The sequence below is a fragment of the Mucilaginibacter sp. P2_A5 genome, from assembly GCF_056404995.1.
Genome location: NZ_JBFUCY010000003.1, coordinates 168,212 through 192,966, shown reverse-complemented (window position 1 = coordinate 192,966; position 24,755 = coordinate 168,212). Strand labels below are relative to the sequence as shown.

General features: G+C 42.6%; 23 protein-coding genes. 22 read left to right on the top strand and 1 reads right to left on the bottom strand.

The features are described from left to right. Window positions 1-124 precede the first annotated feature (124 nt). From AC1DXF_RS04065 to AC1DXF_RS03960, 22 genes are all read left to right on the top strand, one after another. A complete protein-coding gene (locus tag AC1DXF_RS04065; protein WP_477446380.1) occupies window positions 125-667 on the top strand; it encodes an NADH-quinone oxidoreductase subunit B in 543 nt (180 codons plus the stop codon). Between the two features lie 2 nt (window positions 668-669). After that, window positions 670-1,173, top strand: coding sequence for an NADH-quinone oxidoreductase subunit C (locus AC1DXF_RS04060; protein ID WP_477446378.1), 504 nt, complete (start codon window positions 670-672; stop codon window positions 1,171-1,173). A gap of 62 nt (window positions 1,174-1,235) precedes the next feature. Continuing rightward, on the top strand, window positions 1,236-2,447 hold the full coding sequence (locus tag AC1DXF_RS04055; protein WP_477446376.1) for an NADH-quinone oxidoreductase subunit D: 1,212 nt from the start codon (window positions 1,236-1,238) through the stop codon (window positions 2,445-2,447). Next, complete coding sequence (locus tag AC1DXF_RS04050) at window positions 2,440-2,964, top strand: NADH-quinone oxidoreductase subunit NuoE family protein (protein WP_477446374.1); 525 nt, start codon at window positions 2,440-2,442, stop codon at window positions 2,962-2,964. Before AC1DXF_RS04055 ends, AC1DXF_RS04050 begins: the two co-directional genes overlap by 8 nt. Before the next feature lie 4 nt (window positions 2,965-2,968). After that, window positions 2,969-4,330 carry an NADH-quinone oxidoreductase subunit NuoF gene (nuoF, locus tag AC1DXF_RS04045; protein WP_477446372.1) on the top strand — a complete coding sequence of 454 codons (1,362 nt, stop codon included), beginning with the start codon at window positions 2,969-2,971 and terminating at the stop codon, window positions 4,328-4,330. Between the two features lie 188 nt (window positions 4,331-4,518). Next, complete coding sequence (locus tag AC1DXF_RS04040; RefSeq protein WP_439699265.1) at window positions 4,519-5,508, top strand: NADH-quinone oxidoreductase subunit G; 990 nt, start codon at window positions 4,519-4,521, stop codon at window positions 5,506-5,508. Then, complete coding sequence (gene nuoH, locus AC1DXF_RS04035; protein ID WP_477446370.1) at window positions 5,508-6,548, top strand: NADH-quinone oxidoreductase subunit NuoH; 1,041 nt, start codon at window positions 5,508-5,510, stop codon at window positions 6,546-6,548. Before AC1DXF_RS04040 ends, nuoH begins: the two co-directional genes overlap by 1 nt. Before the next feature lie 4 nt (window positions 6,549-6,552). Continuing rightward, entirely contained in the window at window positions 6,553-7,050 is a 498-nt protein-coding gene (locus tag AC1DXF_RS04030) for a NuoI/complex I 23 kDa subunit family protein (RefSeq protein WP_090651798.1), read from the top strand. 60 nt (window positions 7,051-7,110) lie between these two features. Next, entirely contained in the window at window positions 7,111-7,608 is a 498-nt protein-coding gene (locus tag AC1DXF_RS04025) for an NADH-quinone oxidoreductase subunit J family protein (RefSeq protein ID WP_477446367.1), read from the top strand. After that, window positions 7,608-7,937, top strand: coding sequence for an NADH-quinone oxidoreductase subunit NuoK (gene nuoK / locus AC1DXF_RS04020; protein WP_090651799.1), 330 nt, complete (start codon window positions 7,608-7,610; stop codon window positions 7,935-7,937). Before AC1DXF_RS04025 ends, nuoK begins: the two co-directional genes overlap by 1 nt. A gap of 129 nt (window positions 7,938-8,066) precedes the next feature. Beyond that, window positions 8,067-9,977 (top strand): NADH-quinone oxidoreductase subunit L, encoded by a 1,911-nt coding sequence (gene nuoL, locus AC1DXF_RS04015; RefSeq protein ID WP_477446365.1) that lies wholly within the window; start codon window positions 8,067-8,069, stop codon window positions 9,975-9,977. Window positions 9,978-9,999: 22 nt separating this feature from the next. Continuing rightward, on the top strand, window positions 10,000-11,475 hold the full coding sequence (locus AC1DXF_RS04010; RefSeq protein ID WP_477446363.1) for a complex I subunit 4 family protein: 1,476 nt from the start codon (window positions 10,000-10,002) through the stop codon (window positions 11,473-11,475). A 64-nt stretch (window positions 11,476-11,539) separates the two neighbouring features. Next, a complete protein-coding gene (locus tag AC1DXF_RS04005; protein ID WP_477446361.1) occupies window positions 11,540-11,914 on the top strand; it encodes a four helix bundle protein in 375 nt (124 codons plus the stop codon). Between the two features lie 85 nt (window positions 11,915-11,999). Then, window positions 12,000-13,382: an NADH-quinone oxidoreductase subunit N gene (locus tag AC1DXF_RS04000; protein WP_477446359.1), complete on the top strand. Its 1,383-nt coding sequence runs from the start codon at window positions 12,000-12,002 to the stop codon at window positions 13,380-13,382. 55 nt (window positions 13,383-13,437) lie between these two features. Next, a complete protein-coding gene (locus AC1DXF_RS03995; protein WP_477446357.1) occupies window positions 13,438-14,085 on the top strand; it encodes a DedA family protein in 648 nt (215 codons plus the stop codon). A gap of 21 nt (window positions 14,086-14,106) precedes the next feature. Next, complete coding sequence (locus tag AC1DXF_RS03990; RefSeq protein WP_477446355.1) at window positions 14,107-14,652, top strand: inorganic diphosphatase; 546 nt, start codon at window positions 14,107-14,109, stop codon at window positions 14,650-14,652. Between the two features lie 7 nt (window positions 14,653-14,659). Continuing rightward, window positions 14,660-16,000 (top strand): hemolysin family protein, encoded by a 1,341-nt coding sequence (locus AC1DXF_RS03985; RefSeq protein ID WP_477446353.1) that lies wholly within the window; start codon window positions 14,660-14,662, stop codon window positions 15,998-16,000. A 12-nt stretch (window positions 16,001-16,012) separates the two neighbouring features. Continuing rightward, complete coding sequence (locus AC1DXF_RS03980) at window positions 16,013-16,723, top strand: 16S rRNA (uracil(1498)-N(3))-methyltransferase (protein WP_477446351.1); 711 nt, start codon at window positions 16,013-16,015, stop codon at window positions 16,721-16,723. Further along, window positions 16,720-17,382 (top strand): DUF4159 domain-containing protein, encoded by a 663-nt coding sequence (locus AC1DXF_RS03975; RefSeq protein ID WP_477446349.1) that lies wholly within the window; start codon window positions 16,720-16,722, stop codon window positions 17,380-17,382. The genes AC1DXF_RS03980 and AC1DXF_RS03975 overlap by 4 nt, the downstream gene beginning before the upstream one ends. 153 nt (window positions 17,383-17,535) lie before the next feature. After that, complete coding sequence (locus AC1DXF_RS03970; RefSeq protein ID WP_477446347.1) at window positions 17,536-18,033, top strand: acyl-CoA carboxylase biotin carboxyl carrier protein subunit; 498 nt, start codon at window positions 17,536-17,538, stop codon at window positions 18,031-18,033. A gap of 128 nt (window positions 18,034-18,161) precedes the next feature. Next, entirely contained in the window at window positions 18,162-21,221 is a 3,060-nt protein-coding gene (locus AC1DXF_RS03965) for a SusC/RagA family TonB-linked outer membrane protein (RefSeq protein ID WP_477446345.1), read from the top strand. Between the two features lie 15 nt (window positions 21,222-21,236). After that, the gene (locus tag AC1DXF_RS03960) at window positions 21,237-22,628 is read left to right on the top strand and encodes a RagB/SusD family nutrient uptake outer membrane protein (RefSeq protein WP_477446342.1); all 1,392 of its coding nucleotides are present in this window, start codon (window positions 21,237-21,239) and stop codon (window positions 22,626-22,628) included. Between the two features lie 285 nt (window positions 22,629-22,913). Here AC1DXF_RS03960 and AC1DXF_RS03955 read toward each other — a convergent pair whose 3' ends face one another. Next, window positions 22,914-24,608, bottom strand: a complete 1,695-nt coding sequence (locus tag AC1DXF_RS03955) for an SUMF1/EgtB/PvdO family nonheme iron enzyme (RefSeq protein ID WP_477446340.1) — start codon at window positions 24,606-24,608, stop codon at window positions 22,914-22,916. Window positions 24,609-24,755: the final 147 nt, after the last annotated feature.

Here is a 24,755-nt window from a genome sequence, read left to right as displayed (position 1 = left end):
GCTCTTTAGAACGATTCTAAATATAGCCTTTGAAGTGTCATAGTGTACCATTTACATCGTTATTTACGTAATTTTGCACTCGTTACCTGTTATAGCAGGTAATGTTTTCTATTAACATTAGTCAATGAGTGATATTCAAATAGTTAACGCTCCTTTAGGGGTTGAGGGTTCGGGTTTTTTTGCTACCTCGCTTGATAAAGCGGTTGGCCTTGCCCGCGCCAATTCACTATGGCCACTGCCTTTTGCCACATCCTGCTGTGGTATTGAATTTATGGCAACAATGGCTTCACATTATGATCTTTCGCGTTTTGGCGCCGAGCGTTTAAGCTTTTCGCCACGCCAGGCAGATTTGCTGATGGTTATGGGTACTATAGCTAAAAAAATGGCTCCTGTACTGCGCCAGGTTTACCTGCAAATGGCCGAACCACGTTGGGTTATGGCTGTTGGTGCCTGCGCGTCAAGCGGTGGTATATTTGATACTTATTCTGTTTTGCAGGGTATTGACGAGATTATCCCGGTTGATGTTTACGTGCCTGGTTGTCCGCCACGTCCCGAAGCCATTATTGATGGGTTTATGAACATACAGGAGCTGGTGAAAACTGAAACAGTGCGCAGAAGAAATGAGCCTAAATACCAGGAATTATTAGCTAAATACGGAATTCAATAATAATGGCCCAGATACCCAACGAAGAGCTTTTAAAAAGAATCGGCGAAAAATTTGGTGAGCAGGTGACTTTAGTGGGTGAACCATACGGTTTACTTACTGTAGAAACAAGCCGGGAGCAGATCATCGACCTGCTTGCTTTCCTGAAAACCGATCCGGCCCTTAAATTTATATTTTTAACAGATATTACCGGCATCCACTATCCTGAGCAGGAAAAGCAGATTGGCATTATTTACCATTTGCACAGCCTTACTACCAATACCCGTATCAGGATAAAGGTATTTTTGGTTGATGGCGATGTACATATCCCAACAGCTACGGTGTTGTGGGAAGGTGCTAATTGGATGGAACGCGAAACTTACGACTTTTTTGGAGTGATCTTCGATGGTCACCCTGACCTGCGTCGTATTTTGAACGTTGACGACATGACCGCTTTCCCGATGCGAAAAGAATTCCCGTTGGAAGATCCTAACCGTGTTGACAAAAAGGATTACTTTTTCGGAAGATAACATATGCCGCAAAGGGAAACCTTAAGCGGTATCACGATATAAAAGAAAATTAAATTATACTGATGCAAAACCATCCTGTATATACAGATAACGATCCGCAAAACGAGCTTTCTACCTTAAACCTCGGCCCAACTCACCCTGCAACCCACGGTGTGTTTCAAAACGTGCTGCAGTTGGATGGTGAAAGAATTGTGAGCGGCGTATCAACCATTGGGTATATTCACCGCGCATTTGAAAAAATTGCCGAGCACCGCCCTTTTTATCAGATAACCCCGTTAACCGACAGGCTTAACTACTGTTCATCACCCATCAACAACATGGGCTGGCATATGACGGTAGAAAAACTGTTGGGGATCACTACTCCAAAACGTGTTGATTACCTGCGTGTAATTGTAATGGAACTGGCACGTATTGCCGATCACATTGTTTGTAACGGTGTATTGGGTGTAGATACCGGCGCTTTCACAGGTTTCCTTTACATGATGGAATTCCGCGAAGCCATATATGAAATTTACGAAGAAGTTTGTGGCAGTCGTTTAACTACAAACATTGGTCGTATTGGTGGTTTCGAAAGGAATTTTAACTCAATCGCTTTTGCCAAACTGCGTAAGTTTTTGATTGATTTCCCTAAAACATTAAAAGAGTTTGAATCGCTGTTTAACCGTAACCGCATCTTTGTCGACAGGACAAAAGACGTGGCTGCTGTTACTGCCGAGGATGCTTTAAGCTATAGCTGGACAGGCCCGATATTACGTGCCACCGGTGTTGATTACGATGTACGGGCCATGAACCCATACTCATCATACGAAGATTTTGAATTTGAAGTGCCTGTTGGTACCAATGGCGATGTTTACAGCCGCTTTTTGGTACGCAACGAGGAAATGTGGCAGAGCTTACGCATTATTGACCAGGCTTTAACTAAGCTTGACAAAGAGCCATCGGATGTTTTCCATGCCGATGTGCCTGAGTTTTACCTGCCTCCAAAAGAAGAAGTTTATAATAATATGGAAGCCTTGATCTATCACTTTAAAATTGTGATGGGCGAGATACCAACCCCTAATACCGAGGTTTATCATTCGGTTGAAGGTGCCAATGGCGAATTAGGTTTTTATTTGGTGAATGATGGCGGGCGCAGCCCATACCGTTTGCATTTCCGCAGGCCAAGCTTCATCAATTACCAGATGTATGCACCCATGAGCCGTGGTATGTTATTATCAGATGCGATTATTAATATGAGTAGTTTAAACGTTATAGCCGGAGAGTTAGATGCTTAGAGTTGAAGATACTCAGGTTTCGGTTGAGTTTAGCCCGGAACTGCTGAATAAATTTGCTGATGTGGTTACCCGCTATCCTGCAGGTAAACAAAAATCGGCATTGTTGCCTATCCTGCACTATGTACAGGCCGAATTTGGCTGGGTAAGCCCCCAGGCTATGGATAAGGTTGCAGCCTATTTGGATATATTACCTATTGAGGTTTATGAAGTAGCTACATTTTATACCATGTACCTGCTTAAGCCAAGTGGTAAATATGTATTGGAAGTATGCCGTACAGGCCCATGTGGCGTTGTAGGCGCCGATAAGATCATGGATCATATTGAGCAAACGCTTGGTGTACCCGAAGGCGAAGTTACTTCCGATGGCTTATTTAGCTGGAGGGGCGTGGAGTGCCTTGCAGCCTGTGGCTATGGTCCTGTTTTACAAATTGGCCCCGAATATACTTTTTACGAGAATTTAACTAACCAATCGGTTGATAAGCTGGTTAGCGATTTAAGGGCAAAAGCAAAAAATTAAAGCTATGGGACGCAAATTACTTTTAGAACATATAAACGTACCAGGCATCAATACATTTGATGTATACCGCCAAAAGGGGGGCTATGCATCTGTAGAGAAAGCTTTAAAAACCATGACGCCCGAAGCGATTGTGGAAGAGGTAAAAAAATCGGGCTTACGCGGTCGTGGTGGTGCGGGTTTCCCAACCGGCATGAAGTGGAGCTTTTTGGCTAAACCCGAGGGTGTGGAACGTTACCTGGTTTGTAATGCCGATGAATCGGAGCCGGGTACTTTTAAAGACCGTTATTTGATGACTTACATCCCTCACTTATTAATTGAAGGGATGATTGTGGCCAGCTTTGCGCTGGGCGCCAAGACATCATACATATACGTTCGTGGCGAAATGATGCCGCAGATCCGCATCCTGGAAAGGGCCATCGCGGAAGCAAAAGCAAAAGGATTTTTAGGAAAAAACATATTAGGATCGGGTTACGACCTGGAGCTGTACGTACAACCGGGTGGTGGTGCATACATCTGCGGAGAAGAAACCGCCCTGTTAGAGTCATTGGAAGGCAAGCGTGGTAACCCGCGTATTAAACCGCCATTCCCTGCTATTGCCGGTTTGTATGGCTGCCCAACAGTGGTAAACAATGTGGAATCAATTGCCGCTGTAGTACCTATTATTAACGAAGGTGGCGACGAATATGCCAAATTAGGTATAGGCAGAAGCACGGGTACTAAGCTGATATCGGCTGGCGGTAACGTTAAAAAGCCAGGTGTTTACGAAATTGACCTGGGCTTACCTGTTGAAGAATTTTTATACTCCGACGAATATTGTGGTGGTATTGCCAACGGCAAACGCTTAAAGGCGGTTGTAGCGGGCGGTTCATCTGTACCGATTTTACCGGCTAACCTGTTCCTGAAAACCATTAACAACGAACCACGCCTGATGAGCTATGAATCATTGGCCGATGGCGGATTTGTAAGCGGAACGATGATGGGTTCGGGCGGTTTTATAGCCTATGACGAAGACCAATGCATAGTACGTAATACCTGGAACTTCACCCGTTTTTACCACCACGAAAGCTGCGGACAATGTTCGCCCTGCCGTGAAGGTACCGGATGGATGGAAAAAGTATTGCACCGTTTAGAACATGGCCATGGCAAAATGAGCGATATGGATTTGTTGGTTGATGTATCTAAGAAAATTGAAGGAAATACAATTTGCCCGCTTGGTGACGCGGCTGCCTGGCCTGTAGCCAGCGCTATCCGCCACTTTAGGGATGAGTTTGAATGGCACGTAACTAATGGAGCTGAAGCGACAATTCGTAATTTCGGATTGGCACATTATGCGGACCCATTGCCGAAACCGGAGGTTTTAGCATAATACAATAAATACTCCACTATGTCATTGCGAGGAACGAAGCAATCTCATAGGAATGGTGACGACTATGCATACGACGAGATTGCCACGCTACGCTCGCAATGACATATCGGAGAACAAAACGCTTCTAAACTTTAGAGTTTAGAAATTAGGATTTAGAGTTTATACAAAGGACGTTATATAAAATGTCGATGAAAGTAACCATAGACGGAATACCCGTTGAAGTAGAACCAGGAACAAGCATACTTAATGCCGCGAGGCAGATAGGTGGCGATATTGTTCCGCCTGCTATGTGCTATTACTCCAAGCTGGAAGGCAGTGGCGGTAAATGCCGTACCTGTTTGGTTAAGGTGACCAAAGGATCTGAGAAAGACCCGCGCCCTATGCCTAAACTGGTAGCATCATGCCGTACCGGTGTTATGGATGGCATGGAAGTGCAAAACATTACATCGCCCGAAGTTATTGAGGCCCGCAAAGGTGTAGTTGAAATGTTATTGATCAATCACCCGTTGGATTGTCCTGTATGCGACCAGGCCGGCGAATGCCACCTGCAGGATTTGGGCTTTGAGCACGGAGCGGCTAAAACCCGTTACGAATTTGATCGCCGTACTTTTGAAAAAATTGATATAGGTGATAAAATTCAGCTGCACATGACGCGTTGCATCCTTTGCTACCGTTGTGTTTTCACTGCCGACCAGATCACCAATACCCGTTTGCACGGTATCCTGAACAGGGGCGATCATTCTGAGATATCCACCTATATCAGCAAAGCTGTTGATAACGATTTTTCAGGGAACGTAATTGATGTTTGCCCGGTAGGCGCGTTAACTGATAAAACTTTCCGCTTTAAAAACCGTGTATGGTTTACCAAGCCGGTAGATGCGCACCGCGATTGCGATAAATGCTGTGGTAAAGTAACTTTATGGTATAAGGGCGAGGATGTGATCAGGGTAACCGGCCGTAAAGATGTTTATGGCGAGGTAGAAGAATTTATTTGCAATACCTGCCGCTTTGATAAAAAGAAAACGGCCGATTGGGTAATTGAAGGCCCGCGGAAGATATCGCATAAATCGGTTATCAGCTCAAATCATTACGAGTTTACGCCGCTGCCGGTTGTTAAAACCAACCCGGTATTACTGGAAGCCAATAAAGAACAATTTGAAAGGGATACACGCTTATAATGGGAACCGATTTAATATTTAGGATTGTACTGATCGTTATCATTTTCCTGATCAGTTTGGTTGTGGCCATGTACTCAACCTATGCCGAGCGTAAAATAGCGGCGTTTTTCCAGGATAGGATAGGCCCTAACCGTGCCGGTCCGTGGGGTATTTTGCAGCCGCTTGCCGATGGCGGTAAAATGTTTTTGAAAGAAGAGATTATCCCCACAAACGCTACACCTTTTCTGTTCATTGTAGGCCCATGTTTGGCTATATTAACGGCCTGTATAGGTTCGGCGGTTATTCCATGGGGCCAAAAAATGGTTGTCGGCGGTCACACAATTGATTTGCAGGTTACCGATATTAACGTTGGTGTATTATATATCTTCGGCGTGGTGTCATTAGGTGTTTATGGCGTAATGATTGGCGGTTGGGCATCAAACAATAAATACTCGTTGCTTGGCGCTATCCGTGCTGCATCGCAAAACATCAGCTACGAAATTTCGATGGGCTTATCCATCATTGCCTTGCTGATGCTTACCGGTACATTAAGTTTGAAGGAGATTGCCGAGCAGCAACATGGCTGGAACTGGAATATACTGCGTCAGCCGTTAGGCTTTTTGATATTCATCGTATGTGCGTTTGCTGAAACTAACCGCACACCGTTTGACTTGCCCGAGTGCGAAACCGAGCTGGTTGGTGGTTACCATACTGAGTACTCATCAATGAAATTAGGTTTCTACCTATTTGCAGAATATATCAATATGTTCATTTCATCGGCGGTAATGGCTACCCTTTATTGGGGCGGCTATAACTACCCGGGTATGGATTGGGTTACTGCACATGTAGGCCCGGCAATTGGCCCGCTGATTGGTACCGTTGTCCTTTTTGCAAAAATATTCCTGTTCATCTTCTTCTTTATGTGGGTACGCTGGACAATTCCACGTTTCCGTTATGATCAGTTGATGGACCTGGGCTGGAAGATATTGATACCATTGGCAATTGCCAACATAGTGCTTACCGGTGTGGTGAGCACAGGACTTAAACACCTTGGATTTTAATTAAATGGAATCATTAAGCAATAAGAAAAAAGTATTGGAAGTAAAGCCGCTCAATTTTCTGGAGCGTGCTTACCTGCCTGCCATTGTTGGCGGTTTGGCCACTACAATGAAGCACTTTTTCAGGAAGCCGGTAACCATCAGTTATCCTGAAGAGAAGCGCGAGTTTTCTGAAAACTTCCGCGGCATGCACTCGCTTAAGCGCGATGAGGATGGTAAAGAACGTTGCACCGCCTGTGGTTTGTGCGCTTTATCATGCCCCGCAGAAGCTATTACCATGACGGCCGCCGAGCGCCAGAAAGGCGAAGAGCACCTGTACCGTGAAGAAAAATACGCTGCTGTTTACGAAATAAACATGCTGCGCTGTATTTTTTGCGGCTTATGCGAAGAGGCCTGCCCTAAAGAAGCCATTTACCTTGACGGAGATATTGTACCTGCCGATTATTTGAGGAAGGATTTTATTTACGGTAAAGACAAATTAGTAGAGGCACCCTTAAATCAATAAAGAAGTTTTATACCTTTGCCCAACCTTAAAGCAGGGCAAAGGTATTTTGTAAATATAAACATGAGTACATTTTACTTCATCGCGTTTTTGTCCATATTCTTTTCGATATTGGTAATCTCGGCCAAAAATCCGGTACATAGTATCCTTTATCTTATACTTACCTTTTTTACGTTCACCATTCACTATATTTTACTGAATGCCCAGTTTTTGGCAATCGTAAATTTTATAGTGTATATGGGCGCTATCCTGGTATTGTTCCTGTACACCCTGATGCTCATTAACCTGAACAAGGAAAGTGAGCCGGTTAAGCCGTTTATGATTAAAATAGCCGGTGTATTTGGCGGCGGCATCCTTGCAGTTGCAATTGCCTCATCACTAAAACTGGTTGCTACATCAAACCCGGTGGTACTGCAAAACCCAGACCTTGGCCTGGTAAAAAACCTGGGTAAAGTATTGTTTAACGAATTTTTATTGCCATTTGAAGTATCGTCTGTATTGCTGTTATCGGCAATGGTAGGCGCTGTTTTACTGGCTACAAAAGACCCTAAAACTGCATAATGGAAAGTTTAACAAATACCATGCACGCGGTGCCGCTTAATCATTACATACTATTAAGTGCTATTATTTTCTCGATAGGCGTAATGGGCGTATTAATCCGCCGCAATGCCATCGTAATATTTATGTCGGTTGAGCTGATGCTGAACTCGGTAAACCTGTTGCTAACCGCATTCTCTGTTTACAGGGGCGATGCTACCGGCCAGGTTTTCGTATTCTTCATTATGGCGTTGGCCGCGGCTGAAGTAGCCGTAGGTTTGGCTATCATCGTGATGATCTATAGGAACACAAATTCGATAGACATTAACGTGCTGAACAGGCTGAAGTGGTAGAAGCCCCCCGGCCCCTAAAGGGGGAGGGTTAGAAAATGAGTATTCAATGCTTTTCGCAGGAGAAGTTTATAAATAGAACAATTAAAAAATAAAAGTCTCACCCTACTGGGGGAGATTTAGAGGGGGCTTATGAATCAATACATCTGGCTTATTCCCATATTACCGTTAGCCGGTTTTATTATTAACGGACTTGGCCGTAATTCATTATCAAAAGGCGTAATAGGCTTTATTGGCAGTGCGCTTGTATTGGCATCTTTTGCCTTAAGCATTGCTGTTTTCTTCCAGGTAAAAGCAACCGGAGTAATGAACGTTAATTATTTCGAGTGGATCAACGCAGGCCCTGTAAAAGTTCCTTTCGCGTTTCTTGTAGATCAGCTGAGTTCTATCATGCTGTTGATTATTACAGGTGTAGGTTTCCTGATACACCTGTACTCTATTGGTTATATGCATGATGATAAAGGGTTCGGTAAGTTTTTCGCTTACTTGAACCTGTTTGTGTTTTTCATGCTTTTACTGGTGATGGGTTCAAACTACATCATTATGTTTATAGGATGGGAAGGCGTTGGTTTATGCTCATACCTGTTGATAGGTTTCTGGTACACCAATCCCAGCTACGCGGATGCTGCTAAAAAGGCATTCATCATGAACCGTATTGGCGATCTTGGCTTTTTGATGGGCGTATTCCTCATCATCTACGCTTTTGGCACCGTTGAATTTGCAACCCTTTTCCCTAAGGTAGCCGCAATGAAAGTTGGTGTAGCGCCGCTTACGGCTATAGCTTTACTGCTGTTTGTAGGTGCTATGGGTAAATCGGCACAGTTACCTTTATTTACCTGGTTACCGGATGCAATGGCCGGCCCGACACCGGTTTCGGCATTAATACATGCTGCCACAATGGTTACAGCCGGTATTTATATGATTGCCCGCTCAAACATTATTTATACACTATCGCCATTTGCCATGGAAGCGGTAGCGATAGTAGGTTTGGCTACGGCCTTGTTTGCTGCACTAATTGCCCTTACGCAAACTGATATTAAAAAGGTACTGGCTTACTCAACCGTATCGCAGTTGGGTTATATGTTTTTAGGGCTGGGCGTTGGTGCTTACACAGGTTCTTTCTTCCACGTGTTAACTCACGCTTTCTTCAAGGCTTTATTATTCCTTGGTGCGGGTTCCGTTATTCACGCGGTAAGCGGTGAGCAGGACATGCGTAAAATGGGTGGCCTGAGAGGCAAATTGCCTGTTACTTTTATAACGATGCTGATAGGTACTATCGCGATATCTGGTATCCCGCCATTCTCTGGTTTCTTTTCAAAAGACGAAATTTTAGCGCACGCTTACGAACATAGCACAACATTTTATGTAATAGGTGTTTTTACAGCGATGTTAACCTCTTTCTACATGTTCCGGATGATGTACCTTACCTTCTGGGGCAAGTTCCGCGGAACGCATGAGCAGGAACATCATCTGCATGAGTCACCTGCTACCATGACTGTTCCTTTAATTGTATTAGCCATCTTATCCATCATAGGTGGTTTCATAGGTGTACCTGAGGTATTAGGCGGCCATCATGAACTGGCAAAATTCCTTGCACCTGTATTTAAGGCCTCAACAGCGGTATTGCCTATGCATGAATTATCGTCAAACACCGAATGGATTTTGATGGGAATTTCTGTAACAGTAGCATTAGTCGCATTGGTTTACGCTTATATTAAATATGTACAAAACGGCCGTGTTCCGGCAGCTGATACTGAAGAACGCCCGGCGTTAACCAGCTTATCATACCATAAATTTTATGTTGATGAGCTGTACGACTTTCTTTTCCGTAAGCCTTTGGATTTCCTGTCAACCTTTTTCTACAAAGTAGTAGATAAAATGGGCATCGATGGCCTGGTAAACGGTATTGGTAGAGGTACAATTGAAACCAGTAAGGGCTTACGCTTACTGCAAACCGGTAATGTTGGGTTTTACATATTTGTAATGGTACTGGGTATTATAGGCGTGTTGCTGTATACCGTATTTGGATTAACTAAAGTATAAACGATAGCGTTTAAAACATAAAATGACCGTTAGTATATTAATTTTTTTACCGGTAATTGCCGCAGTTATTGTCGCCTTTTTAAAAGGTAACACCGCCAAATATGCCGCTTTATTTTTTGCAATAGCCGAGCTGGCCGTGGCGGGCTTGTTTTTGAGCAAGTTTGTGCCCGATGCAACAACTCAGTTTGGTGTTGATATGCTATGGATCAAAAAATTCCATATTTATTTCAGCGCCGGTATCGATGGAATCAGCATGATTATGGTGTTGCTTACCACCTTGCTTGTCCCCTTAATCATACTTACCACGTTTAAGCGCGATCAACAAAATTCGGGTGCGTTTTACGCGTTGATATTGTTTATGCAAGCCGGTTTACTGGTTGTATTTACTGCTTTAGACGGCTTTTTATTTTATGTTGGATGGGAAGCAGCGTTGATCCCCATCTACTTTATATGTGCCCTTTGGGGAGGCGAAAACCGCATCCGTATTACGCTTAAGTTTTTTATCTACACGTTTGCCGGTTCGTTATTTATGCTGATAGCTATTATCTATCTGTATCTGCAATCTCCGGATAGCACGTTTAATATTCATAGCTTTTACGCTTTAAAGCTGGGTGCTACGCAGCAATCATGGGTATTTTTAGCATTCTTTTTGGCGTTTGCCATTAAAATGCCGGTATTCCCGTTCCACACCTGGCAACCTGATACGTATACCGAGGCCCCTACCGGCGGTACCATGATGCTTTCGGGCATTATGCTTAAGATGGGTGTTTATGGCGCTATCCGCTGGATGATCCCCAATGCGCCGGCAGGTCTCGACCACTGGCAGGCCATAATAACTACATTGGCAGTTATAGGTATTGTTTACGCCTCCATTATCGCTTTTAAACAAACTGATGGCAAGCGTTTGGTTGCTTACTCATCTATTGCCCACGTTGGGTTAATTGCCGCAGGCATATTTACATGGAGCCAGCAGGGCGTACAAGGGGCTATGGTGCAGATGCTCAACCACGGTATTAATGTTGTAGGTATGTTTTTTATCTGGGATATCATCAGCACCCGTTTAAACACCCGCGAAATAGGCAATCTTGGTGGTATTGCCAAAGTGGCCCCCAAATTTTCGATAGCGTTTTTAATTATTGTATTAGGGACAGTAGGCTTGCCGTTAACCAACGGTTTTGTGGGTGAGTTTTTACTGTTAGATGGTGTTTTTCAGTATAGCGCGTTTCATTACATGAACATAGCGCTGGCTGTTATTGCCGGTACTACGATTATTTTTGGCGCGGTTTATATGTTACGCATGTATAAAAATGTAATGCAGGGCGAAACCAATGAGTTAACCACTAATTTTAAAGACATCAGCGGATCTGAGCAATTGGTGCTTGGTGTTATTTGCATATTGATAATCGTTATTGGCGTATACCCGCAGCCTATTTTGCATATATCCGAAGCGGCTGTTACTAATTTGATAAATACTTTAAATACAAAACCAAGCTTTTAATATAAACTCTAAATTCTAATTTCTAAACTCTAAAAAGAAAAGAACAAAATATTGAATGAAGTAGATGGAAACCGGAGATAACAACGCTAAAAAGTTTAATCTGGAAGATAGAACATTTGATTTCGCCAATAATTGTAAAGAGTTTTTAAAGAAGATAGAGAAAAATATACATAATGTTGAATACTACAAGCAACTTGTAAGATCGTCAGGTTCGGTAGCGGCGAATTTTATAGAAGCTAACGAAAGCTTTAGCAGGAACGATTTTTCGCACGGGATAAAGATCTGTAGAAAAGAGGCAAAAGAGAGTCGTTTATGGCTCAGACTAATAGATATAAATGAACAACAACTGGCAAACTCCAGGGATATGTTAATTCAGGAAACGATGGAATTGACAAAAATCTTTGGAGCAATGCTTGAAAAAATAAAGAATACTAATTAACAGCTAACCCGGGTTTTTGAATTTTAACGAAGCTTTAAGGGTTCTATTTAGAGTTTAGAATTTAGGTTTTAGGATTTATAAAAACATGACTACTTTAATCATCATATCTGTTTTACCAATAGTGTTGTTGTACCTTGGCTTGTACAAGGCTTCAAAGGCATTATTACCTGTTACCGTGATTGGCTTGCTTGCTGCTTTGGCTTGCGCTGTTGCTGAGTACAAACGGCCCGATACCGCAATGCCTACTTTTCATGGTATGATGATGTTCAATAACTTTTCTGTTGTATTTTCATCTATAGCTATTATAACAACCATTTTAATTCTGCTGTTATCAGCCGGTTATTTTGAGAAGATAAGCAACCACGTGGCCGAGTATTACGCCATTATCCTGTTTTCATTAACAGGAATTATAGTAATGGTTTCCTATTACAACCTAACCATGATGTTTATCGGTATCGAAATCATGTCGGTAAGTTTGTATATCCTGGCAGGTATTAAGAAAAGCGATTTTGCATCAAACGAGGCGGCATTAAAATATTTCCTGATGGGGGCGTTCTCAACAGGTTTCTTATTGTTTGGTATCACCCTGCTTTATGGAACAACCGGTTCGTTTAGCCTGGAGGTTATTAATGATTGGGTTGTTGCGCATCCACACGCCGATCCTATGTTTTATACCGGTATCGGGCTCATTATTGTAGGCCTTTGCTTTAAAGTAGGCGCCGCTCCTTTCCATTTCTGGACGCCGGATGTATATGAAGGTTCGCCAACGCTGATAACAGCTTTCATGTCTACAGTAGTAAAAACAGCTGGTTTTGCAGCATTTCTGCGCCTATTCTCGGTATGCTTTGCGCCATTGTCTGATTTTTGGACGCCAATTTTACTGGTTATCACTATAGCAACACTGTTTATTGGCAACATCACCGCATTGTATCAGCAAAGCTTTAAACGGATGCTTGCTTTTTCAAGTATTTCGCATGCCGGGTACCTGCTTTTTGCAATTGTAGCTTTAGGTGCAAGTTCGGCCAATTCGGTATTTATTTATGCAACTGCCTATTCAGTTTCTTCAATAGTAGCTTTTGGCGCCCTTATCCTGGTTCAGCAACAGAGTGGCAGCGACAATTTTGAAAGTTTTAACGGCCTGGCAAAAAAGAACCCTTTCCTGGCGTTGGTGCTTACTGTTGCAATGCTTTCATTGGCAGGCATCCCGCTTACTGCCGGCTTTATAGGTAAGTTTTTCATGTTTTCGGGGGCGCTGGCCAAATACCAGTTCTGGCTGGTTATTATAGCTGTTGTAAACGCAATCATCAGCATTTTTTACTACTTCAGGGTTATTGTGGCCATGTATTTCCGGTCGGCAGATAGGGCCGAACTGGTGGTGCCGGCCTACTATAAAATTGTTTTTGCCATCTCGGCATTAGTAACTATCGTCATCGGCGTTTACCCTGATTTTATCTCCTATTTCATTTAATAACAACTGGGTACTGCAAATTGATATAATATTTGTAGTTTTACAGATATAGTGAATGGAAAGTTTTTGGGATTACCTTCAAAATTTAACGGACGCTCAATCCATCATAAGCAGGGGAGGTTTTTATTTCCTGCTTGTTGTTGTTTTTGCTGAAACCGGGTTGTTTTTTGGTTTTTTTTTACCAGGAGACTATTTGCTTTTTATGGCAGGCTTGCTGTGTTCGGCAGGCAAGGTTGATGTAAATATATCTACATTGGTGTTATCGCTCATTGCAGCAGGCATATTAGGAAATTTTACGGGTTATTGGTTTGGTTACCGAACGGGGCCTGTACTATTTAACAAAAACGACTCGCTGTTTTTTAAAAAGCGGTATGTGATACTGGCCAGCGATTTTTATAATAAATATGGCGGCATGGCCTTGATTTTAGGCAGATTTTTCCCTATTGTTAGGACATTTGCCCCTATATTTGCAGGTGTTGTTAAAGTTAATCTTAAAAAGTTTGCTTTATACAACCTTATTGGCTGCGTAGCCTGGGTATGCACCTTTACGTTGGGCGGCTTTTTTTTAGGAAAAAAATTCCCGCAGTTAAAGGATTACATGGAGTATGTGGTATTGGGGCTGGTAATAATTACTACCATACCACTTGTTGTTGCTTACATCCGGAAGAAAATTGCAGAGAATAAAGAAGAAAATATTACATAATAAATATACCACAAATACCAAATGAGTACACAACATCCCTGGCACCAGGTTTCTCCCGGTGATAACATGCCCGAAATTGTTAACGCGATAATTGAAATACCTAAAGGCTCAAAAGCCAAATATGAAATTGATAAAGATTCTGGTTTATTGAAGTTAGACCGCGTGTTGTTTTCATCGGTAATGTACCCTGCTAACTACGGTTTTATCCCGCAAACTTATTGCGACGACAAAGATCCGTTGGATATATTGGTACTGTGTTCCATTGATGTTTTCCCGATGTCGATAATAGAAGCAAAAGTAGTTGGTGTGATGCACATGGTTGACAATGGTGAACAGGACGACAAAATAATCGCGGTAGCAAAAAATGATATGTCGGTTAATTATATTAACGACCTGAATGAACTGCCACCACACGCCATGACCGAGATTGTACGTTTCTTTAAAGATTATAAAAAACTGGAAGGCAAAAACGTAACTATCGAACATTTATTAGGCGTACGATATGCGCATAAAGTAATAAAAGAGAGTTTGGAATTGTATAAGTCTACTTTTCCTGTAACCCAATAAATATTAGATGGACCCCGGGCATTACGAAATAAGCACCTTTTACTTAATTGCAACCGTATTTTTGGTTTTGCTCAACGGTTTTTTTGTAGCCGCGGAATTTGCCATGGTGAGGGTACGGGGTTCACAAATTGAAATTAAAGCAAAATCGGGCAGCGGAGTAGCAAAAGTTGCACGCGGGATATTGCATAACCTTGATGGGTACCTGGCTGCTACGCAGTTGGGTATTACTATTGCCTCACTGGCGCTTGGTGTAGTGGGCGAAGAAGTTGCCACCAATATTGTTATCAGGGCATTTTTAGCTGTAGGCATAACGCTGTCGGGTGGCTTTATCACCGCCAGTCATATATTGGCCTTTACTTTTATCACTGTATTGCATATTGTATTTGGTGAGCTTGCTCCCAAATCTATCGCCATTCAAAAATCGGTTCGCACGGTGCTGGCGATTTCTTTGCCGCTTAGGTTTTTCTTTGTGTTTTTTAAGCCTTTGATATGGGTATTAAACGGCTTTGCCAATTTTATTTTAAGGCTTTTAGGTATCAGTACCTTAGAGGGCGGCGAGGCACACCACAGTTCTGAAGAATTACAATACTTGTTGGAACAAGGTAAAGAGTCGGGCGCGCTGGATTCAAACGAGCATGAGCTGATTCAGAACGTTTTTGATTTTAACGAACGTGTGGTTAAAAACATCATGGTGCCGCGTACCAAAATTTCGGGTGTAGACATCAGTTCAACCAGGCAGGAGTTGCTGGATATGATCATTGATGAGGGTTATTCGCGGATGCCCGTTTATGACGATGTTATAGATAAAATTGTAGGCATTGTACACGCCAAAGATATTTTGCCGCTACTGGCCCGGAACGAGGAAATTGTATTGAAAAATATAATCCGCAAACCATACTTTATCCCCGAAACCAAAAAGATTAATGATCTGATGGCCGAGCTGCAACAAAAACGTATCCAGATAGCCATAGTGCTGGATGAGTTTGGCGGAACGGCAGGGATGGTTACCCTGGAGGATATTGTTGAGGAATTGGTAGGCGAGATACAGGATGAATACGATGAGGAAAAACCAATAGTAGAAAAAGTAAACGAGCGCGAGTTTATTGTAAACGCGCTTGCACCCATATATGATGTGAACGAACACCTGCCCCATGACCTGCCCGAAGACGGCGATTTTGATACCGTAAGTGGCTGGCTGGGCCACATCTTTGGTAAAATTCCCGACGTTGGCGAGCAAAAAGAATCAAATGGCTATAATATCACCGTGCTACGCAAATCAGATCAGAATATTGAATCTGTTAAGCTCGAATTGCTGATAAATGAAGAAGATGCAGTAGATTTACATTAATCTGCTTAGCCAATGCATCTTTTTTATACTCCTGATATTGCCCCCTCGCATCCCCAATATTTTCTTAGTGAAGAAGAAAGTAAGCACGCTATCCGTGTTTTGAGGCTGGAGGCCGGCGATGAGGTTCAGCTGATTGACGGGCGCGGAGGGTTTTATAATGCGGTTATTCATGATGCGCATCCTAAACGTACCATTCTTAATATTACTTCTGTTACCCCTGAGTTTAATAAACGGAACCATTACCTCCACATAGCAGTAGCGCCTACCAAAAATATCGAACGCCTGGAGTGGTTTTTAGAAAAAGCCACAGAAATTGGCATCGACGAGATTTCGCTTATCATCACCCAACGATCGGAGCGTAAGGAGGCCAAGATTGACAGGCTCAACAAGATCATTACGGCCGCCATCAAACAATCGCTTAAGGCTTACCATCCTGTATTAAATGATGCTGTTAAGCTTAATCAGTTGTTAACCCAACCTTTTGATGGACAAAAGTTTATTGCACATTGTGAACCGGGAGAGAAATTTGACCTGCGTAAAGAAATAAGCCTGCAAGGCCGTTATTTAATATTGATAGGCCCGGAAGGAGATTTTAGCCCTGCCGAAATAGGGCTGGCTTTGGAAAACGGCTTTAAACCCATAACTTTGGGTGAGGCCAGGCTACGTACCGAAACCGCCGCATTGGAGGCCTGCTTCGAGGTTAATTTTTTAAACCGGCTATGAAGAAACTCACTTATACCATTATAGCTTTTATTGCATTTGTTGTAATGTGTGGCTTCAGTGCGCCATCATACAAAATGGCGCGGCTTAAGTACGCCGGCGGGGGCGATTGGTATGGCGACCGCACAGCTTTAACTAACCTGGCAAAATTTTGCAACCAAAACCTGAAAACTAATTTTGATACCGATGATGAGGTTGTTGAGGTTGGCAGCGCATCGATATTTAACTATCCATTTGTTTTTATGACGGGGCATGGCAACGTAATTTTTAGCGACCAGGAAGCCCGCAACCTGCGCAAATACCTCACCGGAGGCGGTTTTTTGCATATCGACGATAACTACGGATTGGATAAATTTATCCGCCCGCAAATGAAAAAGGTTTTTCCCGAACTTGAATTTGTTGAACTGCCGCTTAATCATCCCATCTATCACCAAAAATATAGTTTCCCTAATGGCTTGCCCAAAATACACGAGCACGATGGCACCCGTGCGCAGGGTTTTGGATTAATATATAAAGGCAGGCTGGTATGCTTTTACGACTATGAGTGCGATTTGGGCAACGGCTGGGAAGATTATGGCACCTATGCCGGCGATACCCAGGAAACCCGGATAAAAGCCCTTAAAATGGGCGCCAATATGGTGCAGTATGTTTTTACGCAGTAGTTTTTTATTAGCAGGTTAAGTTTGCGGTTTGCACCCATTTTTTTGCGGCAACAATTTTATTTTGGCATTACCCGCAATGCTGATATTTATTTAACTTTAGATTATTATCAGATAAAAAACACACGACCCTGGCAACTCAAACCCCGCACCACAATGTATCAAATAAAAATAAACGACAAGTATGATTTTGATGCAGTAAGAAGTGGCGAAAGCCTGCTTATTAATGATAAAAACACTGTGGCCGATATCAAACATATCGGCGGGGGCATTTATCACATTATTGAAGGCGATTATTCCTATAACGCCGATGTGGTGTATTTTAACAGCGCCGATAAAACTGCGCAAATTAAAGTAAACAATAATATCTACACTATTAAAGCAAAAGATCAGTTTGACATTTTGCTTGATAAACTTGGCCTTGGCAGCCTAAACAGCACTGCGCTAAGCGAAATTAAAGCGCCAATGCCGGGGCTTGTACTCAGGGTATTGGTAACAGAAGGCGATGAAGTAAAAAAAGGCGACAATCTTTTTATACTTGAGGCCATGAAGATGGAGAACATTATCAAATGCCCGGCTGATGTAACAATTAAAAAAATCAGGATAAAGAGCGGAGATAAAGTAGAGAAAGGCCAGATTTTAATTGAGTTTTAAAATTCATTTATTCTTCACGTTAATTTTTGTATTGATTTTGTAAAAAACGCAGGCAATGTTAATTGCTTTAATTGTTTTATTGCCTTTTTGTTAATAACTTACCTTTTTTTAATTAACATTTTAACTCTATGAAGAAAAATCTACTAACAATTTTGTTGTTATTTTCCTGCATTTCATTCGTGTTTGCGCAAAACCGGGTTATTACAGGTAAAGTAACAGATCAAAAGGATGGTTCGCCCTTACCTGGGGTAAGCGTAACCGTGAAAGGGGCGGCTGGTGTTGGCACTCAAACAGACGTAGGCGGAACTTTCAAGCTTTCCGTACCAGCCACCGCAAACGTTTTAGTTTTTAAGTTTATTGGTTATACGCCTATTGAAATCACAATAAGCGGCCCGGTAATAAACGCTAGTCTGTCCGTTGATTCTAAGCAACTTAACGAGGTTGTAGTGGTAGGCTATGGTACGCAAAGCAGGGCATCGTTGACGGGATCAGTATCTAAAATCAAGGGTGCTGATATTGAAAATATACCTGTACCAAGTTTAGAGTCTGCCATTCAAGGCCGTACCCCGGGTGTTTACATCCAAGCGCAGAATGGTAAGCTGGGGCAAGGCATTCAGGTGCGTGTACGTGGTGCATCTTCGGTGTCCGCAGGTAGCCAGCCGTTGTACGTTGTTGATGGGTTGCCTATTACTGTTGATGACTTTTCGACCAACGGCGCATCAACTAATCCCTTGGTAGATTTGAATCAGAATGATATAGAGTCTATCGACATATTAAAAGACGCGTCAGCCGCTGCTATATATGGTTCGAGGGCTTCAAATGGCGTGGTTTTGGTGACTACGAAAAAGGGTAAAGCCGGTGATACCAAAATAACTTATAACCAATATTACGGTTTTAGCAAACCAACCAATGATCGTGAGTTTTTAAATTCCGAACAATATGTTACTTTGCTAAGATTGGCAGGGGCAGCTGGCGGCTATTCTACCACATCTGTTGAAGCAAGACTAAAAAGGTATGCAGCTGGAAGTGATGATTATAAAACCTATAAGGTAAATACCGATTGGCAAAAAGAAATTACCCAGCATGCACCGGTTCAAAACTATAATCTTGTTTTAGCCGGTGGTACCGAGAAAACAAAATTTTACATTTCGGGCACTTATAATAACCAAAAGGGTTTCCTGATAGGTAACGCCATTAATCAGTATAGTTTACGCACAAATGTTAGCAACCAGGCCAATAAGTGGTTAGAAGTGGGAGCTAATTTAAGTGTATCGCGTACTAAAAACTATCGCTTGTCAAATGACAACCAGTTTTCGACTCCTGAGCAAGTTGTGGCGCTTTCGCCAATAACCCCCGTTATAGATCCACGTACAGGTTTACCGAGTGGCGCGTTGGATAACGCGACAGGTTTACCTAACACTAACTTTCCTGTTTATTTCAATCCGTTAATCAACGCCGAAAACGCATATTTTAACACGGTGGATTATAGAAACCTTGGTAACGTATTTGCGCAAGTTAAGTTGCTACCATCACTAAATTTTCGCTCGGAAGTTGGTGTTGATATATTGAATTCAAGTGAGGATAGTTATGCGGGTAGCTTAACTTTACGTAACTCCGGTACCGGAAATGGACTAGGGTTTAACTCATCTGTAACATCGGTGAATTTTAATACCAATAACTTTTTGCAGTTTATAAAAGACATTGGCAAAAGTAATATCAATGCAGTGGGCGGTATGACTTACCAGCGTCAACAAAACGATCTTAATTCTATCAGTGGTGATCAATTTCCAAGTGACGCCTATAAAAAACTGATTAGTTCGGCAGATATTACCGGGGCATCGTCGTCATCAACAGCTTACTCACTACTTTCATACTTCGCAAGGGCAAACTATAAATATGATGAGAAGTATCTGTTGTCTTTAAGTGGTCGTATTGATGGTTCATCACGGTTTGGAGCCAATCATCGTTACGGTTTCTTCCCGGCGGCGTCAGTAGGTTGGGTTGTTTCACAAGAGGAGTTTATGAAAAAACAGCAATTGGTATCTGAGTTGAAAATCAGGGCCAGCTACGGTTTAACCGGTAACTCTGAAATTGGTAATTTTCCGTCACGTGGTTTGTTTACCGAATTTGGCTATGCCGGGGTAGCTGGTGCGAGGCCAACGCAATTACCTAATCCTGATTTGAAATGGGAAACTACAGCACAATCAGACATCGGCTTGGATATAGGTTTTTTCAATGGCCGTTTATCTGGACAGTTTGATGTTTACCTCAAGAAAACAAAAGATCTGTTATTAAACGTACAAGTACCGGCAACGTCGGGCTATACAACAATCACTCAAAACTTAGGTAAGCTGCAAAATAAAGGGTTCGAAATGCAGATCGATTCTAAAAATATTGTAGGTAAAGAAGTTACCTGGTCAACAGGTTTTAATTTTTCTTTAAATCGCAATAAGATTACCGATTTGAAAGGGCAGGTTATTACCGGTAGCGGAGATGCGGTGAACCGCGCCGTTGAAGGCCAGCCGCTTGGGATATTTTACACGGTAGAATTTGCAGGTGCTGACCCGGCTAACGGCGATGCCCTTTATTACAAAAATACTGACCTTGGTGACGGTAAGCGCGACAGGGCTACCACTAATGATTACAATGAGGCAACACCTGTTGTTGTAGGCGATCCTAACCCTAAATTTATCGCTGGTTTAAATAATACAGTTACTTATAAAGGGATTGAGTTTAGCTTTTTATTACAGGAGGTTAATGGTGACAAAATTTATAATGGAGGCGGCCAGTATATGTCTGTTGGCTTTAACAATGGCGCAGATAACCAAACGATTGATCAGCTTCAGTCCTGGAAAAAGCCAGGTGATATCACCATGGTGCCAGAAGCACGGCTTTTTGGCGGTAATGGGGTGTCGCCAAGTTCAAGATATTTGAGTGATGGATCGTATCTCCGCTTGAAAAATATTGTTTTAGGCTACAACTTCCCTAAGGCTCTTCTTGAGAAAATAAAATTGCGCAGCTTAAGGGTGTATGCGCAGGCTACAAACTTAGCCACCTGGACCAAATATAAAGGTTGGGATCCGGAACTGAATTCAGATGCATTTTCTGGTAATATTACCCAGAACTACGATTTTTATGCAGCTCCGCAAGCTAAAACAATAACTTTTGGAATAAACGTGGGATTTTAATTTAAGCTGAAGAAGATGAAAAAAATAAAATATTCAATTATAGCATTAGGTACAATAGCAATGTTGTATAACTCCGGCTGTCAAAAGCAGTTGGATATTGAGCCACAAAATTCTGTTGAAGCGAATTTGGCTTTAAAAACCTCAAAAGACGTTGAAGGTGTACTTGTAGGCGCTTATACCGCGGCCGGTTTAAGAGGCTTATATGGTGGAAGATTACAATCGTCTACAGATTTTTTAGCAGATGATGGAGACTTCTCTTATTTTGGTACATTCTCTGATTATACCGAATTAAATAATAAAGCGATAACTATTAATAATTTTTTTGTTGAAGGCGTATGGGACAGTGGATATAATACAATAGGTGTATGTAATACCGTATTAGCCAATTTAAACCTGGTTGTGACTGCTAAAAAGAGCAAAGTTGAAGGGGAGGCTAAATTTCTGCGTGGCATGACTTATTTTGATTTGGCGCGTGTATTTGGAAAGGCCTGGAATGATGGATCGCCAACAACAAACCTGGCTGTACCATTGATATTAACGCCAACTACAACTATTGCGGGTATTCAGAAGGTTAAACGCAATACTGTGGCCGAAATTTATGCACAGGCAATATCCGATCTTAAAATAGCGGAAGCAAATCTTCCTTCAAAGTCAACCTACGCAAGTTCGGCTGCCGCATCTGCAGTTTTAGCAAGAATTTATCTAACACAAGAAAATTATGCACTGGCAGAAACAGAAGCTACCAAGATTATTTCAAGCGGTGACTATGCACTTGTTGAACATTTTACCGATGAATTTCAGGTAAAAGAACAGGCAACCCGTGTGTTTAACACGTCCGAGGATATTTTTGCAATTCAGATATCAAACCAATCCGGTTTTAATGCGCTTAACGAGGTATACGCGTCATCGGCTTTTGCTGGCCGGGAAGAAACCTACATCAACCAGCAGCATTTTGACCGGTATGAAGCAGGTGATGATAGGGCAAATGAATTTACAGATGATTCTTTCACATCAAAGTTTAATAATGCTTTTGGTAACGTAGTAACTATTCGCCTGGCCGAAATTTACCTGATAAGGGCCGAAGCGCGGATACGGAAGACAGTGCCGGATTTAATTGGTGCAGCAGCCGACATTAACGTTATAAGGCACCGTGCATTGTTGGGCAATACTACGGCAATAACAGCTGCTGGTTTGCTTGCCGCGGTTAAACAGGAACGCCGTGTTGAGCTTCCGTTTGAAGGCCAGCGTCTCGGCGATTTAAAGCGCTACAAAGAAACCACCTATTCAATTGATGGTGACGGTAACCACGTAGATGCATTTGTATGGAACTCGCCAAAATTGGTATTCCCGATACCAAAACGTGAAATGGATGCAAACTCAAACCTTACGCAAAACGAAGGTTATTAACTTAAATCAACATATAGTTTTAAAAGCCCCGACAGTTTCATGCTATCGGGGCTTTTATTGTACGTAATAAATTGTACTGTAACGTTGTCATACTGATTTTTATATGGGAGAAGGCAGAAGGTAATTACCTCCCATATAGGGAATAGTATCCGGTGGAGGAAAGTTTCTGCTGTAAGTGATATGTGCGTTATTTTATTTGTGGGTAATTACGACGGCGATTTGCCACAACAAACAAGGCCATTCAAATTGAACGGCCTTGATACTTAAGTTTAAAATTGGGTATTTTTATTTAGCCTTAAATGGCTTTGCTTTTTTAACCGGATAGTGTGGCTTGCCGTTAGGGTAAACTTCGGGAGCGCCTACTAAGGTCATTGCGCAACGGAAGCCAACTTCGGCACTTGATTCCTCCTCGTCCATAAAGCGGCGGGTTGCGGGGTTCATCCAATAGGCAAGGTCATTCCATGAGCCACCTTTATAAACTTTCGAATGATCGTTTACCAATGATGTGTTACCATACAGGGCTGTGTTTACCGTATCCTTTTCGCCCCTGAAATCAGGATCGTATTTTTTGCCGGAATCTTTAACCAATGAGCTAACGGTAGTATTAGGAGCCGCCGCGTTTGGCTGGGCTCCCGGAGTTGCTGGCGCGCCGTTGGCAGGTGTACCCTGTGCCGGTGCACTGTTAACAGTATTCGGATCCTGGCCTTGCTGTAATGCCAGGTAATCGGCATATTTCATTTTTTTGTTTGACTTGGCAGGATCTTTAATAGGCTTGCCATATTTGTCTTTGGCGTATAAGCCTTTAGATGGATCGGCCAGGCGTTTGTTGCTGTATTGGTTACCGCGGAAAGGGTTAAAGTCTTCAAACTCCTCAAAAGATGTTTGGCGGTAGGTATCCTGTACCCACTCGTTTACGTTGCCCGACATTTGGTAAAGGCCAAAATCATTTGGTGGATAGGTACGCACAGGGGCGGTTATGTCGGCTTTATCATTCAGATAGCCACCCACACCCATGTTATCGCCGGCGCCTCTTTTAAAGTTGGCTAAAATTAAGCCACGGGTTTTGCTCTTTGCCGAACGAACGCCCATGCCATTCCATGAATACATTTTGCCGTCGTCAATATTTTCAAATTGAGTGTTGCCTGCCAGCGCCAAAGCAGCATATTCCCACTCGGCCTCTGATGGTAAACGGTAAGCTTGCTTTAATATACCATCTTCCATACGCACCGGCCTTACAGGCTTTGCATTTTTTCCGGTTCCTGCCGCAGCGTTAGGGCTTAAGTTAGGCATCATTTTTTTACCGTCGATGCCGGCGCCCTTCATCTGGCCGTTCAGGTATATATCGGTATTAAAAGGCTGCGAGGCTCCGGCTGCTGTAGCGCCGGCGTTTTTGCCTTTCGCGTTTTGATCTTTCCAGGTTACCATACGTCCGGTTTCACGCAAAATGTTTTCGTTGGTGCGGTCGGTACGCCATGCACAATAATCTTGCGCCTGGTCCCAGCTAACGCCTACAACCGGGTAATCCTGAAATGCGGGGTGACGCAGATAATTATCTACGTAAGGGTCGTTATATGATAACGGTTTGCGCCAAACCAATGTATCGGGTAACGCATTATAATAAAGCTCGCGGTCTTGCGGGAAGGTAATGCTTAACCAATGCAGATAATCCAGCCAATCCTGGTTGGCAACCTCTGTTTCGTCCATATAAAATGACGGCACTGTTACCCTGCGGCGTACATTGTTATAATCATAAGTAACATCCTGATCGGCGCTGCCGCCCATTACAAAGGTACCACCTTCAATAGGTACAAGGCCGGGGCCTGGTGCCGGGTGTGTTTGCCTGTAACGTTCATAACCACCGTTATTTTTGTTATTATAAACTAAACCGGTTTTTTGCGATACCGATGGTTTACTACAGCTGCTTACCAATGCACATGCAGCCGCAAGGGCTAAAGCAGTTTTAGTAAAAAGTATTTTCATAATTTTTCAATTATATTAATGACGTAAATTTAGAAAAAAATGAGTATAATGCTAACGCAAATGCATCTTCTTCTAAATAAATCAAACAATTATTGATGCTTTTAACGAAAATGGTACAACGTTGGTTGCAATGTTTTGTTTTTTTTA

What these genes read in the sequence shown, in the direction of transcription:
- AC1DXF_RS04065 (WP_477446380.1), top strand. Translation starts at nt 125, where the DNA reads ATGAGTGATATTCAAATAGTTAACGCTCCTTTAGGGGTTGAGGGTTCG.
- AC1DXF_RS04030 (WP_090651798.1), top strand. Translation starts at nt 6,553, where the DNA reads ATGGAATCATTAAGCAATAAGAAAAAAGTATTGGAAGTAAAGCCGCTC.
- AC1DXF_RS03975 (WP_477446349.1), top strand. Translation starts at nt 16,720, where the DNA reads ATGAAGAAACTCACTTATACCATTATAGCTTTTATTGCATTTGTTGTA.
- nuoK (WP_090651799.1), top strand. Translation starts at nt 7,608, where the DNA reads ATGGAAAGTTTAACAAATACCATGCACGCGGTGCCGCTTAATCATTAC.
- nuoL (WP_477446365.1), top strand. Translation starts at nt 8,067, where the DNA reads ATGAATCAATACATCTGGCTTATTCCCATATTACCGTTAGCCGGTTTT.
- AC1DXF_RS03965 (WP_477446345.1), top strand. Translation starts at nt 18,162, where the DNA reads ATGAAGAAAAATCTACTAACAATTTTGTTGTTATTTTCCTGCATTTCA.
- AC1DXF_RS03995 (WP_477446357.1), top strand. Translation starts at nt 13,438, where the DNA reads ATGGAAAGTTTTTGGGATTACCTTCAAAATTTAACGGACGCTCAATCC.
- nuoF (WP_477446372.1), top strand. Translation starts at nt 2,969, where the DNA reads ATGGGACGCAAATTACTTTTAGAACATATAAACGTACCAGGCATCAAT.
- AC1DXF_RS03990 (WP_477446355.1), top strand. Translation starts at nt 14,107, where the DNA reads ATGAGTACACAACATCCCTGGCACCAGGTTTCTCCCGGTGATAACATG.
- AC1DXF_RS03985 (WP_477446353.1), top strand. Translation starts at nt 14,660, where the DNA reads ATGGACCCCGGGCATTACGAAATAAGCACCTTTTACTTAATTGCAACC.
- AC1DXF_RS03970 (WP_477446347.1), top strand. Translation starts at nt 17,536, where the DNA reads ATGTATCAAATAAAAATAAACGACAAGTATGATTTTGATGCAGTAAGA.
- nuoH (WP_477446370.1), top strand. Translation starts at nt 5,508, where the DNA reads ATGGGAACCGATTTAATATTTAGGATTGTACTGATCGTTATCATTTTC.
- AC1DXF_RS04040 (WP_439699265.1), top strand. Translation starts at nt 4,519, where the DNA reads ATGAAAGTAACCATAGACGGAATACCCGTTGAAGTAGAACCAGGAACA.
- AC1DXF_RS03955 (WP_477446340.1), bottom strand. Translation starts at nt 24,608, where the DNA reads ATGAAAATACTTTTTACTAAAACTGCTTTAGCCCTTGCGGCTGCATGT.
- AC1DXF_RS04055 (WP_477446376.1), top strand. Translation starts at nt 1,236, where the DNA reads ATGCAAAACCATCCTGTATATACAGATAACGATCCGCAAAACGAGCTT.
- AC1DXF_RS03980 (WP_477446351.1), top strand. Translation starts at nt 16,013, where the DNA reads ATGCATCTTTTTTATACTCCTGATATTGCCCCCTCGCATCCCCAATAT.
- AC1DXF_RS03960 (WP_477446342.1), top strand. Translation starts at nt 21,237, where the DNA reads ATGAAAAAAATAAAATATTCAATTATAGCATTAGGTACAATAGCAATG.
- AC1DXF_RS04000 (WP_477446359.1), top strand. Translation starts at nt 12,000, where the DNA reads ATGACTACTTTAATCATCATATCTGTTTTACCAATAGTGTTGTTGTAC.
- AC1DXF_RS04060 (WP_477446378.1), top strand. Translation starts at nt 670, where the DNA reads ATGGCCCAGATACCCAACGAAGAGCTTTTAAAAAGAATCGGCGAAAAA.
- AC1DXF_RS04050 (WP_477446374.1), top strand. Translation starts at nt 2,440, where the DNA reads ATGCTTAGAGTTGAAGATACTCAGGTTTCGGTTGAGTTTAGCCCGGAA.
- AC1DXF_RS04010 (WP_477446363.1), top strand. Translation starts at nt 10,000, where the DNA reads ATGACCGTTAGTATATTAATTTTTTTACCGGTAATTGCCGCAGTTATT.
- AC1DXF_RS04005 (WP_477446361.1), top strand. Translation starts at nt 11,540, where the DNA reads ATGGAAACCGGAGATAACAACGCTAAAAAGTTTAATCTGGAAGATAGA.
- AC1DXF_RS04025 (WP_477446367.1), top strand. Translation starts at nt 7,111, where the DNA reads ATGAGTACATTTTACTTCATCGCGTTTTTGTCCATATTCTTTTCGATA.